This is a genomic window from Streptomyces sp. NPDC048637, assembly GCF_040650675.1.
GTDB lineage: Bacteria > Actinomycetota > Actinomycetes > Streptomycetales > Streptomycetaceae > Streptomyces.
The window spans coordinates 131055-145848 of record NZ_JBEZHQ010000021.1 but is presented as its reverse complement, the minus strand read 5'-3'; the positions used below and the strand labels follow the sequence as shown (position 1 = coordinate 145848).

At 71.4% G+C, this 14794-nt stretch carries 11 protein-coding genes; 8 read left to right on the top strand and 3 right to left on the bottom strand.

Annotated elements, in window-relative coordinates; translation table 11 throughout:
- Nucleotides 1-88 precede the first annotated feature (88 nt).
- Nucleotides 89-721, bottom strand: a complete 633-nt coding sequence (locus AB0C46_RS25015) for a TetR/AcrR family transcriptional regulator (RefSeq protein ID WP_362830405.1) — start codon at nucleotides 719-721, stop codon at nucleotides 89-91.
- A 134-nt stretch (nucleotides 722-855) separates the two neighbouring features.
- Between AB0C46_RS25015 and AB0C46_RS25010 the strand changes: the two genes are divergently transcribed.
- Genes AB0C46_RS25010 through AB0C46_RS24995 form a run of 4 tightly spaced genes read left to right on the top strand, consistent with a single transcriptional unit; the run spans nucleotide 856 to nucleotide 6621 of the window.
- Nucleotides 856-2487 carry a carboxyl transferase domain-containing protein gene (locus AB0C46_RS25010; protein WP_362830404.1) on the top strand — a complete coding sequence of 544 codons (1632 nt, stop codon included), beginning with the start codon at nucleotides 856-858 and terminating at the stop codon, nucleotides 2485-2487.
- A 17-nt stretch (nucleotides 2488-2504) separates the two neighbouring features.
- On the top strand, nucleotides 2505-4520 hold the full coding sequence (locus AB0C46_RS25005) for an acetyl-CoA carboxylase biotin carboxylase subunit (RefSeq protein WP_362830403.1): 2016 nt from the start codon (nucleotides 2505-2507) through the stop codon (nucleotides 4518-4520).
- Nucleotides 4517-5458 (top strand): hydroxymethylglutaryl-CoA lyase, encoded by a 942-nt coding sequence (locus AB0C46_RS25000; RefSeq protein ID WP_362830402.1) that lies wholly within the window; start codon nucleotides 4517-4519, stop codon nucleotides 5456-5458. Before AB0C46_RS25005 ends, AB0C46_RS25000 begins: the two co-directional genes overlap by 4 nt.
- A 5-nt stretch (nucleotides 5459-5463) precedes the next feature.
- A complete protein-coding gene (locus tag AB0C46_RS24995) occupies nucleotides 5464-6621 on the top strand; it encodes an acyl-CoA dehydrogenase family protein (protein ID WP_362830401.1) in 1158 nt (385 codons plus the stop codon).
- A 232-nt stretch (nucleotides 6622-6853) separates the two neighbouring features.
- Here the strand turns inward: AB0C46_RS24995 and AB0C46_RS24990 are convergent, their stop codons facing one another.
- Nucleotides 6854-8458 carry a beta-N-acetylhexosaminidase gene (locus tag AB0C46_RS24990; protein WP_362830400.1) on the bottom strand — a complete coding sequence of 535 codons (1605 nt, stop codon included), beginning with the start codon at nucleotides 8456-8458 and terminating at the stop codon, nucleotides 6854-6856.
- Between the two features lie 189 nt (nucleotides 8459-8647).
- Between AB0C46_RS24990 and AB0C46_RS24985 the strand changes: the two genes are divergently transcribed.
- A complete protein-coding gene (locus tag AB0C46_RS24985; protein ID WP_362830399.1) occupies nucleotides 8648-8938 on the top strand; it encodes a hypothetical protein in 291 nt (96 codons plus the stop codon).
- Nucleotides 8939-9005: 67 nt separating this feature from the next.
- A complete protein-coding gene (glmS, locus tag AB0C46_RS24980; protein ID WP_362830397.1) occupies nucleotides 9006-10835 on the top strand; it encodes a glutamine--fructose-6-phosphate transaminase (isomerizing) in 1830 nt (609 codons plus the stop codon).
- 460 nt (nucleotides 10836-11295) lie between these two features.
- On the opposite strand, the gene AB0C46_RS24975 is transcribed toward glmS, so the two are convergent.
- Complete coding sequence (locus tag AB0C46_RS24975) at nucleotides 11296-11817, bottom strand: universal stress protein (protein ID WP_362830420.1); 522 nt, start codon at nucleotides 11815-11817, stop codon at nucleotides 11296-11298.
- Nucleotides 11818-12837: 1020 nt separating this feature from the next.
- Here AB0C46_RS24975 and AB0C46_RS24970 point away from each other — a divergent pair.
- Entirely contained in the window at nucleotides 12838-14118 is a 1281-nt protein-coding gene (locus AB0C46_RS24970; protein WP_362830396.1) for a helix-turn-helix domain-containing protein, read from the top strand.
- 5 nt (nucleotides 14119-14123) lie between these two features.
- A complete protein-coding gene (gene orn, locus AB0C46_RS24965; protein WP_362830394.1) occupies nucleotides 14124-14744 on the top strand; it encodes an oligoribonuclease in 621 nt (206 codons plus the stop codon).
- Nucleotides 14745-14794: the final 50 nt, after the last annotated feature.

Genomic DNA, 14794 nt, shown 5'->3' with positions numbered 1-14794 from the left:
ACCGCCATCTGGCACAACTGGACCACCGGAGCCCCAGCCAAACGATCCCTGACCGCCTACGACCACTGAGAACATCGGACTCATTCATCTAGGCGCCCGGCACCGGCGCCGAGGCCGCCACCGGCTCCCCCACCATCGCGCCGAACGCGCCCAGCGCGAGCCGGTGCAGCAGTTCCGCCATCTCCGTCCGGCCCGGGAGGGCGCCCGGGCGGCCGAGGTGCGGGGTGGAGTTGAGCAGGCCGAAGACGGCGTGCACCGCGGCGCGGGCCTGGGACTCGGCGGGGTCCGGGTGGACCCGGCGCACGACCTCCACCCACAGCTCCACGTACTGCCGCTGGAGCTGGCGGACCCGCTTGCGGTCGGTCTCCCGCAGCCGGTCCAGCTCCCGGTCGTGCAGGGTGATCAGCGGCCGGTCGTCCAGTGCGAAATCGATATGGCCGTCGATCAGCGCGTCCAGCACCGCCCCGGGGCTCCCGCCGCCCTCCGCGACCCGCATCCGGCCGCCCGCGAGCAGCCGCTCACTGATCCCGACCAGCAGCTCGGCGAGCATCGCGTCCTTGCCGGCGAAGTGCCGGTAGAGGCCGGGGCCGGAGATACCCACGGCCGCCCCTATCTCGTCCACGCCGACGCCGTGGAAGCCGCGCTCCGCGAAGAGCCGGGCCGCCTCCTTGAGGATCTGCTCGCGGCGGCTGGTCGGGGCGGAGGGCTGCGCATTACTCATGCCGTCGATTGTAGACAGCCGGGTTAGTGCTCGTTAACCTGATGGCAATGAGGTTAACGCCCATTAACCCGGATGGCCCGGCCGCCGCGGACCGCGGCACCGGGACAGCAGACCGAGCAAGGGGGCTCGTACTGATGGAGCAGGCACCGGTGCTGGGGAGTACCGCCGATCCGGCGTCCGACTCCTGGCGGGCCAATGAGGCCGCGCACCGCGAGCTGGCCGCACAGCTGCGCGAGAAGCTCGCGGCGGCCCGGCTGGGCGGCGGCGAGAAGGCCAGGGCGCGGCACACCGCCCGTGGAAAACTGCTGCCCCGCGACCGGGTGGACGCCCTGCTGGACCCCGGCTCGCCGTTCCTGGAGCTGGCGCCGCTGGCCGCCGAGGGGATGTACGGCGGGGCCGCACCGGCCGCCGGGGTGATCGCCGGCATCGGCCGGGTCTCCGGCCGCGAGACGGTGATCGTCGCCAATGACGCCACGGTCAAGGGCGGCACGTACTACCCGATGACGGTCAAGAAGCATCTGCGGGCGCAGGAGATCGCCCTGGAGAACCGTCTCCCCTGCCTCTACCTCGTCGACTCCGGCGGCGCCTTCCTGCCGATGCAGGACGAGGTCTTCCCCGACCGCGAGCACTTCGGGCGGATCTTCTACAACCAGGCGCGGATGTCCGGCGCCGGTATCCCGCAGATCGCCGCCGTCCTCGGCTCGTGCACGGCGGGCGGCGCCTACGTCCCCGCAATGAGCGACGAGGCCGTGATCGTCCGCAACCAGGGCACGATCTTCCTGGGCGGCCCGCCGCTGGTGAAGGCCGCCACCGGCGAGGTGGTCACCGCCGAGGAGCTGGGCGGCGGCGAGGTGCACACCAGGACCTCCGGGGTCACCGACCATCTCGCCGAGGACGACGCCCATGCGCTGCGCCTGGTGCGCACCATCGTCGGCACCCTCGGCGAGCGCGAGCCGCTCCCGTGGACCGTACGGACCGTGGAGGAGCCCAAGGCCGACCCGGCCGGGCTGTACGGGGCGGTGCCCGCGGACTCCCGTACACCCTATGACGTCCGGGAGGTGATCGCGCGGCTGGTGGACGGCTCGCGCTTCGCGGAGTTCAAGGCGGAGTACGGCACGACGCTGGTCACCGGCTTCGCGCATCTGCACGGCCACCCGGTCGGCATCGTCGCCAACAACGGCATCCTGTTCTCCGAATCCGCCCAGAAGGGCGCCCACTTCATCGAGCTGTGCGACCAGCGCGGCATCCCGCTGCTGTTCCTCCAGAACATCTCCGGCTTCATGGTCGGCCGCTCGTACGAGGCCGGCGGTATCGCCAAGCACGGCGCGAAGATGGTGACGGCGGTGGCCTGCACCCGCGTGCCCAAGCTGACGGTCGTCATCGGCGGCTCCTACGGGGCGGGCAACTACTCCATGTGCGGCCGGGCCTACTCCCCCCGCTTCCTGTGGATGTGGCCGAACGCCAAGATCTCGGTGATGGGCGGCGAACAGGCCGCGTCCGTCCTCGCGACCGTCAAGCGCGACCAGCTGGAGGCGCGCGGCGAGGAGTGGAGCACCGAGGAGGAGACCGCCTTCAAGGCGCCCGTCCGCGAGCAGTACGAGACCCAGGGCAACGCCTACTACGCGACCGCGCGGCTGTGGGACGACGGGGTGATCGACCCGCTGGAGACCCGGCAGGTGCTGGGGCTGGCGCTGACCGCCTGTGCCAACGCGCCGCTTCCCCAGAAGGACAGCACAGCGCCCGGCTACGGCGTCTTCCGGATGTGAGAGGGATGTCCACAGGAATGGCCACCAATTTCGACACCGTGCTCATCGCCAACCGCGGCGAGATCGCGGTCCGTGTCATCCGTACGCTGCGCGCCCTCGGCATCCGCTCGGTCGCCGTCTTCAGCGACGCGGACGCCGACGCCCGCCATGTCCGCGAGGCCGACACGGCCGTACGGATCGGTCCGGCCCCGGCCGCCGAGAGCTATCTGTCCGTGGAGCGGCTGCTGGACGCGGCCGCCCGGACCGGCGCCCAGGCGGTCCACCCGGGCTATGGCTTCCTCGCCGAGAACGCCGCCTTCGCCCGTGCCTGCGCGGACGCCGGGCTGGTCTTCATCGGGCCGTCCGCCGAGGCCATCGAGCTGATGGGCGACAAGATCCGCGCCAAGGAGACGGTGCGGGAGGCCGGTGTCCCGGTCGTCCCCGGCTCCTCGGGCAGCGGGCTGACGGACGGGCAACTGGCCGCCGCGGCACGGGAGATCGGCGTCCCGGTGCTGCTCAAGCCGTCCGCGGGCGGCGGCGGCAAGGGCATGCGGCTGGTCCGCGACGAGGCGCTGCTCGCCGACGAGATCGCCGCCGCCCGCCGCGAGGCCCGCTCCTCCTTCGGCGATGACACGCTGCTCGTCGAGCGCTGGATCGACCGGCCCCGGCACATCGAGATCCAGGTGCTGGCGGACGGCCACGGCAACGTCATCCACCTCGGCGAGCGCGAATGCTCCCTCCAGCGCCGCCACCAGAAGGTCATCGAGGAGGCCCCCTCGGTCCTGCTGGACGAGGCCACCCGCGCCGCGATGGGTGAGGCGGCCGTGCAGGCGGCCCGCTCCTGCGGCTACCGCGGCGCCGGCACCGTCGAGTTCATCGTCCCGGGCAAGGACCCCGCCTCCTACTACTTCATGGAGATGAACACCCGTCTCCAGGTGGAGCACCCGGTCACCGAGCTGGTCACGGGCCTGGACCTGGTGGAGTGGCAGCTGCGGGTCGCGGCCGGCGAGCATCTCCCGTACGCCCAGGAGGACATCACCCTCACCGGGCACGCCATCGAGGCCCGGATCTGCGCCGAGGACCCGGCCCGCGACTTCCTGCCGACCGGCGGCACGGTGCTGGCGCTGCACGAGCCGCAGGGCGGGGGAGTGCGCACGGACTCCGGGCTCTCGGCGGGCGGGGAGGTCGGCAGCCGCTACGACCCGATGCTGTCCAAGGTGATCGCCCACGGCCCGGACCGGGCGAGCGCGCTGCGCCGGCTCCGGGCCGCACTGGCCGAAACGGTCACCCTCGGTGTCACCACCAACGCCGGTTTCCTGCGGCGGCTGCTGGCCCACCCGGACGTGGTCTCCGGCGAGCTGGACACCGGCCTGGTGGAGCGGGAGGCAACCGGTCTGGTCGACGGCGCGGTGCCGGACGAGGTGTACGCGGCGGCCGCGGCGGTGCGGCAGGCCGCCCTGGAGCCGGCGGTGGCCGACGGCGGCTGGCGCGACCCGTTCGCCGCGCCGAACGGCTTCCGGCTCGGCGGCGAGCCCGCGCCGGTCCGCCACTGGCTGCGGGTCCCCGGCCACGACCCGGTCGCCCACGACGTACGGCCGGGTGCGCAAGCGGCCGCGCAGGTCACGCCGGGCCGCGTACGGATCACCGTCGACGGGGTGCTGCACACCTTCCACCACAGCGGCGACTGGCTGGGCCGGGACGGCGACTCCTGGCAGGTGACCAGCTACGACCCGGTGGCCGCGGCGCTGCGCGGGGCCGCCGGGGCCCACGGCGCGGACACCCTCGCCGCCCCGATGCCCGGCACCGTCACCGTCGTCAAGGTCGCCGTCGGCGAGGAGGTGGCCGCGGGCCAGGGCCTGCTGGTGGTGGAGGCGATGAAGATGGAACACGTCATCTCCGCACCGCACGCCGGGACCGTCACCGAACTCGACGTCACCGCGGGCTCGACCGTCGCCATGGACCAGATCCTGGCCGTGGTCGCCCCGCACGAGAGCCCCGAGGAGTCCGCCCCGTCCGCGGGCGTCGCCGGGGGCGGGCAGGAGAGTGCCTCATGACCGCGGCCGGACTGCCGATGGAGATCCGTGCGGAGGGGTTGCCCACCCGCGTACGGATCCATGAGGTGGGCGCGCGTGACGGTCTGCAGAACGAGCAGACCGTGGTGCCCACGGAGATCAAGGCGGAGTTCATCCACCGGCTCGCCGATGCGGGCCTGCCAACCGTCGAGGCCACCAGCTTCGTCCACCCCAAGTGGGTTCCCCAACTCGCCGACGCGGAGCAGCTGTTCCCGCTGCTGGGCGATCTCGATCCGCACCGGCTCCCGGTGCTGGTCCCCAACGAGCGCGGTCTGGACCGTGCGCTCGCCCTGGGCGCCCGCCGGATCGCGGTGTTCGGCAGCGCCACCGAGTCGTTCGCCCAGGCCAACCTCAACCGCACGGTCGACGAGGCGCTGGCGATGTTCGCGCCGGTCGTGGCGCGGGCCAAGGACGCCAAGGTGCACGTCCGCGGCTATCTCTCGATGTGCTTCGGCGACCCCTGGGAGGGCCCGGTGCCCGTCGCGCAGACCGTCCGGGTCTGCCGGGCGCTGCTCGACCTGGGCTGCGACGAGCTGAGCCTGGGCGACACCATCGGGGTGGCCACCCCCGGTCATGTGCAGACCCTGCTGGCCGCCCTCAACGAGGCCCAGGTGCCCACCTCCCGTATCGGCGTGCACTTCCACGACACCTACGGGCAGGCGCTCGCCAACACCTTCGCCGCGTTGCAGCACGGCATCACCACCATCGACGCCTCGGCGGGCGGCCTCGGCGGCTGCCCGTACGCCAAGAGCGCCACCGGCAACCTCGCCACCGAAGACCTCGTGTGGATGCTGCACGGCCTCGGCATCGAGACCGGGGTCGACCTGGACCGCCTGACCGCCACCAGCGTGTGGATGGCCGGGGTCCTGGGCCGGCCGAGCCCCTCGCGCACCCTCCGTGCCCTCTCCCACCAGGAGTGACCCTCATGTCCCTTGACCACCGTCTGCCCGCCGAGCTGGAAGAACTCCGGCGTACGGTCGAGGCGTTCGCGCACGACGTCGTCGCCCCGAAGATCGGCGAGTACTACGAGCAGCATGCGTTCCCGTACGAGATCGTGCAGGAAATGGGCCGGATGGGCCTGTTCGGGCTGCCCTTCCCCGAGGAGTACGGCGGGATGGGCGGCGACTACCTCGCGCTCGGCATCGCCCTGGAGGAGCTGGCCCGGGTCGACTCCTCGGTGGCCATCACCCTGGAGGCCGGCGTCTCCCTGGGTGCCATGCCCGTCTACCACTTCGGCACGGAGGAGCAGAAGCGCGCGTGGCTGCCCAAGCTGTGCAGCGGTGAGATGCTCGGCGCCTTCGGCCTCACCGAGCCGGACGGCGGCTCGGACGCCGGGGCGACGCGGACGACCGCGGTGCGCGACGGCGGGGACTGGGTGATCAACGGCAGCAAGTGCTTCATCACCAACTCCGGTACGGACATCACCGGACTGGTCACCGTCACCGCCGTCACCGGCCGCAAGGACGACGGCTCCCCGCTGATCTCCTCGATCATCGTGCCCTCCGGCACCCCGGGCTTCACGGTCGGCGCCCCGTACTCCAAGGTCGGCTGGAGCGCCTCGGACACCCGCGAGCTGTCGTTCGCGGACGTCCGGGTCCCGGCCGCCAACCTGCTGGGCGAGGAGGGCCGCGGCTACGCCCAGTTCCTGCGCATCCTCGACGAGGGCCGGATCGCCATCGCAGCCCTGGCCACCGGTCTGGCGCAGGGCTGTGTGGACGAGTCGGTGCGCTACGCCAAGGAGCGGCACGCCTTCGGCCGGGCGATCGGCAGCAACCAGGCCATCCAGTTCAAGCTCGCCGACATGGAGATGCGCGCCCACACCTCCCGGCTGGCCTGGCGCGATGCCGCGTCCCGGCTGGTGCACGGCGAGCCCTTCAAGAAGGAGGCCGCGCTGGCCAAGCTCTACTCGTCCGAGATCGCGGTGGACAACGCCCGTGAGGCCACCCAGATCCACGGCGGCTACGGCTTCATGAACGAGTACCCGGTCGCGCGGATGTGGCGGGACGCCAAGATCCTGGAGATCGGCGAGGGCACCAGCGAGGTCCAGCGGATGCTGATCGCCCGGGAGTTGGGCGTCGTCTAGGGCTTGCCCGGTGCGGTGAAGAAAGGCGGTCCGGTCGCTTCGGGTGACCGGGCCGCCCCCCTGTGTGCGCTGGTTGACGGAGCGTTCGACGGTGTTGCGGTGCTGAGGTCCCGGACACCGCGCGCCCCTGTGCGCGGCCGCGCCTGTACCCCGGCGCGTCCGGAGCATGCGGCGGCCGGGCGCCGGCCCCGCAGGCCGTGCCGGGCGTCCGACGACGCCCGGCACGTCCGGCTCACCGTGCGGGCCAGGGCACCTCCGGTGCGCGGTAGTAGCCGATGCCCAGGGCGTCCCAGCGCGGCCCCTGGGCGGCCAGCCGCACCTTGTACGTGTCCCAGTCGTGGGTGCTCGCCGGGGACCAGCCCAGCTCCGCGATGCCGGGCAGCCGCGGGAAGGTCATGTAGTCGAGGTGCGCGGAGGTCGAGAGGGTCTCGGACCACAGGGGCGCCTCGACCCCGAGGAGGGAGCCCGCGGGGGCGCCCTGGAGGTAGCTGCCCGGGTCCCAGTCGTAGGAGCGCTTGGTGTCGACATAGCCGGCCCAGGACAGGCCCAGCGGCGTGTTCTTGTCGTACTTCATGTCGAGGTAGGCGCGGTCGGCGGGCGAGAGGATCAGCCGGGTGCCGTTCCGGGCGGCGTCGGCGACCTGTTGGCGCTCCGCCGCGCTCGTCTTGTCGTAGCCCCAGTACTGCGCGACAGCGCCCTTCGCCGGGTGTGCCCCGGTCAGCTGGTGCCAGCCGATCACGGTCTTGCCGTACTTGGCGACCACCGGCTGCACCTTGTCCATGAAGGTCACGTAGTCCGCATGGCTGGTGGAGTGTGCCTCGTCGCCGCCGATGTGGAGGTAGCGGCCGGGTGTCAGGGCCGCGAGCTCGCGGATGACGTCGTCCACGAAGTCGTAGGTCTTCTGCTTCGTCACGCACAGGGAGCTGAAGCCGACCTCGGTGCCGGTGTAGAGCGGCGGTGCCTGGCCGTTGCAGTTGAGCGGCGCGTAGGAGGCCAGTGCGGCGTTGGTGTGGCCCGGCATGTCGATCTCGGGGACGACGGTCAGATAGCGGGCCGCGGCGTAGCGGACGATCTCGCGGTAGTCGTCCTTGGTGTAGTAGCCGCCGGCGCCGCCGCCGACCTGGGTGGAGCCGCCGTAGGTCGCCAGCCGCGGCCAGGACTTCATGGCGATCCGCCAGCCCTGGTCGTCCGAGAGATGCAGATGCAGCTTGTTGATCTTGTACAGGGCGAGCTGGTCGATGTAGCGCTTGACCTGCGCCACCGTGAAGAAGTGCCGGGAGACATCGAGCATCGCGCCGCGGTAGCCGTAGCGCGGGGAGTCGGCGATGGTGCCCCCGGCGATCCGCCAGGGCCCGCGCCCGGCGCGCTGCCGCTCCACGTCGGCGGGCAGCAGCTGGCGCAGGGTCTGGACGCCGTGGAAGAGGCCCGCGGGGCGGGCGGCGCTGAGGGTGACCGCACGGCCGTCGGAGGTCAGCCGGTAGCCCTCGTGCCCCAGCCCCCCGGTGCCGCTGCCGCCGAGCCGGAGGACGATGCCGTCCCGGCCGTCCTTGGTGGTAACGGGGAGGGCGAAGCCGGTGGCGGGCCGCAGCAGCCCCGCCAGATAGCCGGCGATCCGCTTGGCCTCGCCGGAGCCGCCGGGCACCCGGATCCGGGTGCGGTCACCGAGGGTGTACGCGTCCCCGCCGCCGCGTACGGACGCGGGCGCGGGGATCACCCGGTCCAGTGGGGTGGCGGCGCGGGGGGCGGCGCCGGCGGCGCCCTGGGGCGGTACGGCGGCGGTTCCCAGCCCCGCCGCCGCGACCAGCAGCAGCGAGAACAGCAGTCTGCGTCGTCTCATCGACGGTCCCTTCGGCGAACCTCGTGCATGGCTTGGAGCATGGCATGGAGCGACCGAACGGTGACCATGCGTACCGCGAGCCTCGATCCCGGTCAAGGTTCAGACCACTTTCCGGCCCCCAAATCGGGGATGTGCCCGATACCGGGCAGATTTCTTGCGAATCTTCGCGCGGCCCCGCAGTATCAACGGGTGCTCGAACGCCGTCACCGCAGCGCTGAAGCGCCGCACGAAGACCTGGTGGACCACCTGGTGCGCAGCACACCGCTTCAGCGCGGTGAGGCCGCCCGGGTGGTACTGGACGTGCTGGCGTACTTCGACGAGACCATGGAGGAATTCGTCCGCCGCCGCCATCGGGAGCTGCAGTCCCAGGGACTGCGCAACGAGGCGATCTTCGAACGGATCCGCCACGAGATGCCGCACCGCGCCGTGGCCCCGCCCGATCTCTCGACCCGCCAGCTGCGCCGCCTCGTCTACGGCTGACGTCCACGCCCGGCACGCCGGGCCGGGCACAAACCATCGTTACCACGCTTTCTGGGAGGGTCACTGTATGTGCGGAATCGTTGGGTATATCGGCAAACGTGATGTCGCCCCGCTGCTCATCGAGGGCCTGCAGCGCCTGGAGTACCGCGGCTACGACTCGGCGGGCATCGCCATCCACGCCAAGGGCACCGGCAAGGCCGCGGGCGGCCTGAAGACCGCCAAGGCCAAGGGCCGGGTCCGCGAGCTGGAGTCCCGGCTGCCCAAGCGCTTCGCGGGCTCCACCGGTATCGCGCACACCCGCTGGGCCACCCACGGCGCGCCGACCGACGAGAACGCCCACCCGCACCTGGACACCGAGGGCAAGGTCGCGGTCGTCCACAACGGCATCATCGACAACGCCGCCGAACTGCGCGCCAGGCTCACCGCCGACGGCATCACCTTCGCCTCCGAGACCGACACCGAGGTGCTGGCCCACCTCATCGGCCGCTCCACGGCCGAGAAGCTGGAGGAGCGGGTCCGCGAGGCGCTGCGGCACATCGAGGGCACGTACGGCATCGCCGTGCTGCACGCCGACTTCCCCGACCGGATCGTCGTCGCCCGCAACGGCTCCCCGGTCGTGCTCGGCATCGGCGAGCACGAGATGTTCGTCTCCTCCGACGTCGCCGCGCTGGTCTCGCACACCCGCCAGGTCGTCACCCTCGACGACGGCGAGATGGCCACCCTCAAGGCCGACGACTACCGCACGTACACCACCGAGGGCTCGCGGACCACGTCCGCTCCGGAGACCGTCGAGTACGCGGCCGAGTCGTACGACCTGGGCGGCCACGACACCTACATGCACAAGGAGATCTCCGAGCAGGCGGACGCGGTGGACCGCGCGCTGCGCGGCCGGATCGACGACCGCTTCTCCACCGTGCATCTCGGCGGCCTGAACCTCGACGCCCGTGAGGCGCGCGGGGTGCGCCGGGTGAAGATCCTGGGCTGCGGCACCTCGTACCACGCGGGCCAGATCGGCGCGCAGATGATCGAGGAGCTGGCCCGTATCCCCTCGGACGCCGAGCCGGCCTCCGAGTTCCGCTACCGCAACCCGGTCGTGGACCCCGACACGCTGTACGTCGCGGTCTCCCAGTCCGGTGAGACCTACGACGTGCTGGCGGCCGTCCAGGAGCTCAAGCGCAAGGGCGCCCGGGTGCTGGGCCTGGTGAACGTGGTCGGCTCGGCGATCGCCCGGGAGACCGACGGCGGCATCTACGTCCACGCCGGCCCCGAGGTCTGTGTGGTCTCCACCAAGTGCTTCACCAACATGGTGGTCTCCTTCGCGCTGCTCGCCCTGCACCTCGGCCGGATCCGTGACCTGTCCGTCGCGGACGGCAAGCGGATCATCGAGGGCCTGCGCAAACTGCCCGCGCAGATCGACGAGATCCTCAAGGGCGAGGAAGACATCCAGAAGCTGTCGGCCGCCTACGCGGACGCCAAGTCGATGATGTTCATCGGCCGGGTGCGCGGCTACCCGGTGGCGCGCGAGGCCTCCCTGAAGCTCAAGGAGGTCTCCTACATCCACGCCGAGGCCTACCCGGCGTCGGAGCTGAAGCACGGTCCGCTGGCCCTCATCGAGCCCGCGATGCCGACCGTCGCGATCGTCCCCGACGACGACCTGCTGGAGAAGAACCGCGCCGCGCTGGAGGAGATCAAGGCCCGCAGCGGCCGCATCCTGGCCGTCGCGCACCAGGAGCAGGAGAAGGCCGACCACACCATCATCGTCCCGAAGAACGAGCCCGAGCTGGACCCGATCCTCATGGGCATCCCGCTCCAACTGCTCGCCTACCACACGGCATTGGCCCTCGGCCGCGACATCGACAAGCCCCGCAACCTGGCGAAGTCCGTCACGGTGGAGTAGTCCCGCGGAGCCCGGTGGAGCCCGGTGGAGCAATCCCACCCCACTCCACCGAAGCGACAATTGAGCACCCCCCACGGCGCCCGGCCACCTCCGCGAAAGCGGCGCCGGCTTAGGCGCATAGGGGGCCGCCGCGGCTCCGCGCGTGCCACCATGCGCGCGGAGCCGCCGCCTCCCCTTTACCGGCGTCGCCCATCCGCCGGCAGATGCCGCCGCCCCGGGAACCGTCACCTCCCGGCCGGCAGCACGAAGTTGCCGTGCGCGCGGCCGCCGGGCCCGTATGCGCGGCGCGCCCACGTGACCGTTTTCTACCCCTCGCAGGCGCCCCCTTCACCTTGCCGGGCCGGCGGACATGCGGCTGCGCACAATCCCCATACCGCCCCCGCAACTGTGTGCATGACGGGGAGAAAGATCGCGTGAAGAGGCGGCGTGGCGCGGGGAGTTGCCGTGAGCCGGCGGCGCGTCAGGGAATCACGATCACCGGGCGCTGCGCCCGGCGGGCCAGCCGGCCGGCCACCGAGCCGAAGATCCGGCCGACGATGCCGTGCGTGGATCCGACCACGATCGCGTCGGCCTCGTACTCCCGGCCGACCTCCTCCAGCTCGTGGCAGATGTCACCGCCGCGCTCGACGAGGATCCAGGGCACCTCGGAGAGATGGTCCGCACAGGCCAGCTCCAGGCCGAGCACTTCGGTGCGGTGATCCGGCACATCCACGAAGACCGGGGGCTCACAGCCCGCCCAGACGGTCGTCGGCAGCCGGTTGGCCACATGGACGATGATCAAACCCGAGCCGAGGCGCCGGGCCATACCGATTGCATACGCCAATGCTCGCTCGCTCGACATGGAGCCGTCGAAGCCGACCACGACGCCGTGCCGGAACGCGGGGTCGCAGGAGTGGCGCGTCTTTTCCGCCGCTTCGAGGTCCGCCATGGGATCGGCGACCTGCTTGCGGTCCGCGGGTTCGGGGATTTCGTGACCGGCCATTGGTGTCTCGGCGAGGACGTCCTCTTGCGGAGGGGCGAACGGGGAACGGCGATTGACTTGATCCGGCAGTTGACTGAGCTGGCGCGCCCGAGGTGCGGGAGCCATAGTTCAAAGAGGAACGATAAGACTGGGAATCATCTTCCCAACCCGATACCCCAAGAGTACGGCGCCACTCCCCCGCTGCCCAGAGCCCGCCACGGACGCGGGGCGCCCGTGCGAGGTGGGTGGGGCCTCGAACGTTCCCCGGAGCATGCCGGAGCGTGGCGCGGATGGCAATGCCCCGGCCTGCCCCCGTACGTACCCCTCGCGGTGACCCATGATCGCCGTCGGCGTTGTAGTAGCAGCCCGTCCGAGGGGAGTGCGCGGTGCCGTTGCCGTCCGACAGATCACCCGACCCAGTGAGCGATGTGGTGCGCTGGGGCGCGTTCAGCTGCGCCCTGGTACCCCTCGTACTGATCGTCAGCGGGGCCTCCTGGGCCGGTGCGGCCGGCGCCGCCGCCGGTCTGGCCGCCGTGACCTGCGCCTGTCGCGCACTGTTGCGGCACTCCGAACGGACCGCCGCCCGGGTCCGTGTGCGCGAGGTCGGAAGACACCGGGACAGAAGCGGACGTTCAGGGACGTCAGCGCACGGGGGCGGCCGGCATTCCGAAGGGCGTACGCCGGTCGATTGAGTCGCCTGCAAGTCTGCGCGCGACCGTTTTCAGCCAACTTCCGGCCGAGGTCCACACCTTGCCCGCGGTCCCCCTCAACCCTGGTGTGAGCAGGGAGGAAAGGACCGCTGGGCATGGTTGTGCCCTACTGCGAACGGGCAGAGCCGAGACGCGTACTTCCCATGTAGGCCCGACGAGTGGAACGCTTCGTGATCGAATGCTTCGCGCCAAGTTGCCATATCGACATACCAGCGAGTGGTGAACTTGGCACTCCATCCTCACGGAACACAGTAGATTCGATCTTGGTAGCAATGGCGGGGGAACTGTGCAGGACCGAGAGGGCGAGACGACCGAGGGGGGCTTAAGTGCCATGAGCCAGGACTCCGCTGCCGTACCAGATGCCGCACGCAAGCTCGCCGCCCGACGACGCCGCGAAATAGTCGCGGTGCTCCTCTTCAGTGGCGGCCCCATTTTCGAGAGCTCCATTCCGCTCTCGGTCTTCGGCATCGACCGACAGGACGCAGGCGTTCCGCGGTACCGGCTGCTTGTGTGCGCGGGCGAAGATGCGCCTTTGCGCACGACCGGGGGGCTCGAGCTGTCAGCCCCCTACGGGCTGGAGGCGATCTCCCGTGCCGGGACGGTCGTCGTACCGGCCTGGCGATCCATCACCCAGGCCCCGCCGCCCGCCGCGCTCGACGCGCTGCGCCGCGCGCATGAAGAAGGGGCCAGAATCGTCGGGCTGTGCACGGGGGCGTTCGTCCTCGCCGCGGCCGGACTGCTCGACGGCCGCCCGGCCACGACCCATTGGATGTACGCACCGACGCTCGCCAAGCGTTATCCGTCCGTCCATGTGGACCCCCGTGAGCTCTTCGTCGACGACGGCGATGTGCTCACGTCCGCGGGGACGGCGGCCGGTATCGATCTGTGTCTGCACATAGTGCGCACCGACCACGGCGCGGACGCCGCGAACGCGCTGGCCCGCCGGCTCGTCGTGCCGCCCCGCCGCACCGCGTCCGATATGGGGCACCAGCGCTACCTGGACAGGTCATTACCTGAAGAGATCGGCGCCGACCCGCTGGCCGAGGTCGTCGCCTGGGCGCTGGAGCACCTCCACGAGCAGTTCGACGTGGAGACGCTGGCCGCCCGCGCCTACATGAGCCGGCGCACGTTCGACCGGCGCTTCCGTTCCCTGACGGGGAGCGCTCCGCTGCAGTGGCTGATCACCCAGCGGGTGCTGCAGGCCCAGCGGCTGCTGGAGACCTCCGACTATTCGGTGGACGAGGTCGCCGGGCGCTGCGGATTCCGCTCGCCGGTCGCCCTGCGCGGCCACTTCCGGCGGCAGCTGGGCGCCTCGCCCGCGGCCTACCGCGCGGCCTACCGGGCGCGCCGGCCGCAGAACGGGGGGTCCGAACCCGCGCTCAGACCGGAGCGGGCGGAGCGACCGGAGCGCGAGCGGGCGGCGCTGGGGGCGGGCAGCGGGGAGCGGTACTCCGCCGCCGCGCTGGCCGGCCACGGACTGGCGACGGCAGAAGCGGCCGAAGCGGGCAAACCGCAGTCGGACGCCTACGCCTCCCGGCTGCCGGAATCCCCGGTCGGCCGGGGAGCGGGCCGCCCCGTGCTGCCCGGACAGCGTGAGCGCCCCGTAGGGTGAGATGTATGAACGATCGCATGGTGTGGATCGACTGCGAGATGACCGGACTCTCGCTGGCGAATGACGCGCTCATCGAGGTGGCCGCACTGGTCACCGACTCGGAGCTGAATGTGCTGGGCGACGGGGTGGATGTGGTGATCCGCCCCCCGGCCGAGTCGCTCGGCACCATGCCGGAGGTGGTGCGCCAGATGCACACCGCCTCCGGGCTGCTGGAGGAGCTGGACGGCGGAACGACGCTGGAGGCGGCGGAGGCGCAGGTGCTTGCGTACATCAAGCAGCATGTGCCGGAGCCGGGGAAGGCGCCGCTGTGCGGCAATTCCGTCGGCACCGACCGTGGCTTCCTGCTGCGCGACATGCCGACGCTGGAGAGCTACCTCCATTACCGGATCGTCGATGTCTCCTCCGTGAAGGAACTGGCCCGGCGCTGGTTCCCGCGGGCCTACTTCAACAGTCCGGACAAGAACGGCAACCACCGGGCGCTGGCGGACATCCGCGAATCCATCGCGGAGCTGCGCTACTACCGGGAGGCGGTCTTCGTGCCGCAGCCCGGGCCCGACTCGGAGACCGCGAAGGCGATCGCCGCCAAGCACGTCCTTCCTGCTGAGCCGCAGTCCACACCGCAGTGAGGCACCGGGCGCGTGTCGTGCGGGTCCCCACGGGTCCACCGTGACCCGCA

Excerpts from the sequence above, each read along its gene's own strand:
- AB0C46_RS25015 (WP_362830405.1), bottom strand. The coding sequence starts at position 721 with ATGAGTAATGCGCAGCCCTCCGCCCCGACCAGCCGCCGCGAGCAGATC.
- AB0C46_RS25010 (WP_362830404.1), top strand. The coding sequence starts at position 856 with ATGGAGCAGGCACCGGTGCTGGGGAGTACCGCCGATCCGGCGTCCGAC.
- AB0C46_RS25005 (WP_362830403.1), top strand. The coding sequence starts at position 2,505 with ATGGCCACCAATTTCGACACCGTGCTCATCGCCAACCGCGGCGAGATC.
- AB0C46_RS25000 (WP_362830402.1), top strand. The coding sequence starts at position 4,517 with ATGACCGCGGCCGGACTGCCGATGGAGATCCGTGCGGAGGGGTTGCCC.
- AB0C46_RS24995 (WP_362830401.1), top strand. The coding sequence starts at position 5,464 with ATGTCCCTTGACCACCGTCTGCCCGCCGAGCTGGAAGAACTCCGGCGT.
- AB0C46_RS24990 (WP_362830400.1), bottom strand. The coding sequence starts at position 8,458 with ATGAGACGACGCAGACTGCTGTTCTCGCTGCTGCTGGTCGCGGCGGCG.
- glmS (WP_362830397.1), top strand. The coding sequence starts at position 9,006 with ATGTGCGGAATCGTTGGGTATATCGGCAAACGTGATGTCGCCCCGCTG.
- AB0C46_RS24975 (WP_362830420.1), bottom strand. The coding sequence starts at position 11,817 with ATGGCCGGTCACGAAATCCCCGAACCCGCGGACCGCAAGCAGGTCGCC.
- AB0C46_RS24970 (WP_362830396.1), top strand. The coding sequence starts at position 12,838 with ATGAGCCAGGACTCCGCTGCCGTACCAGATGCCGCACGCAAGCTCGCC.
- orn (WP_362830394.1), top strand. The coding sequence starts at position 14,124 with ATGAACGATCGCATGGTGTGGATCGACTGCGAGATGACCGGACTCTCG.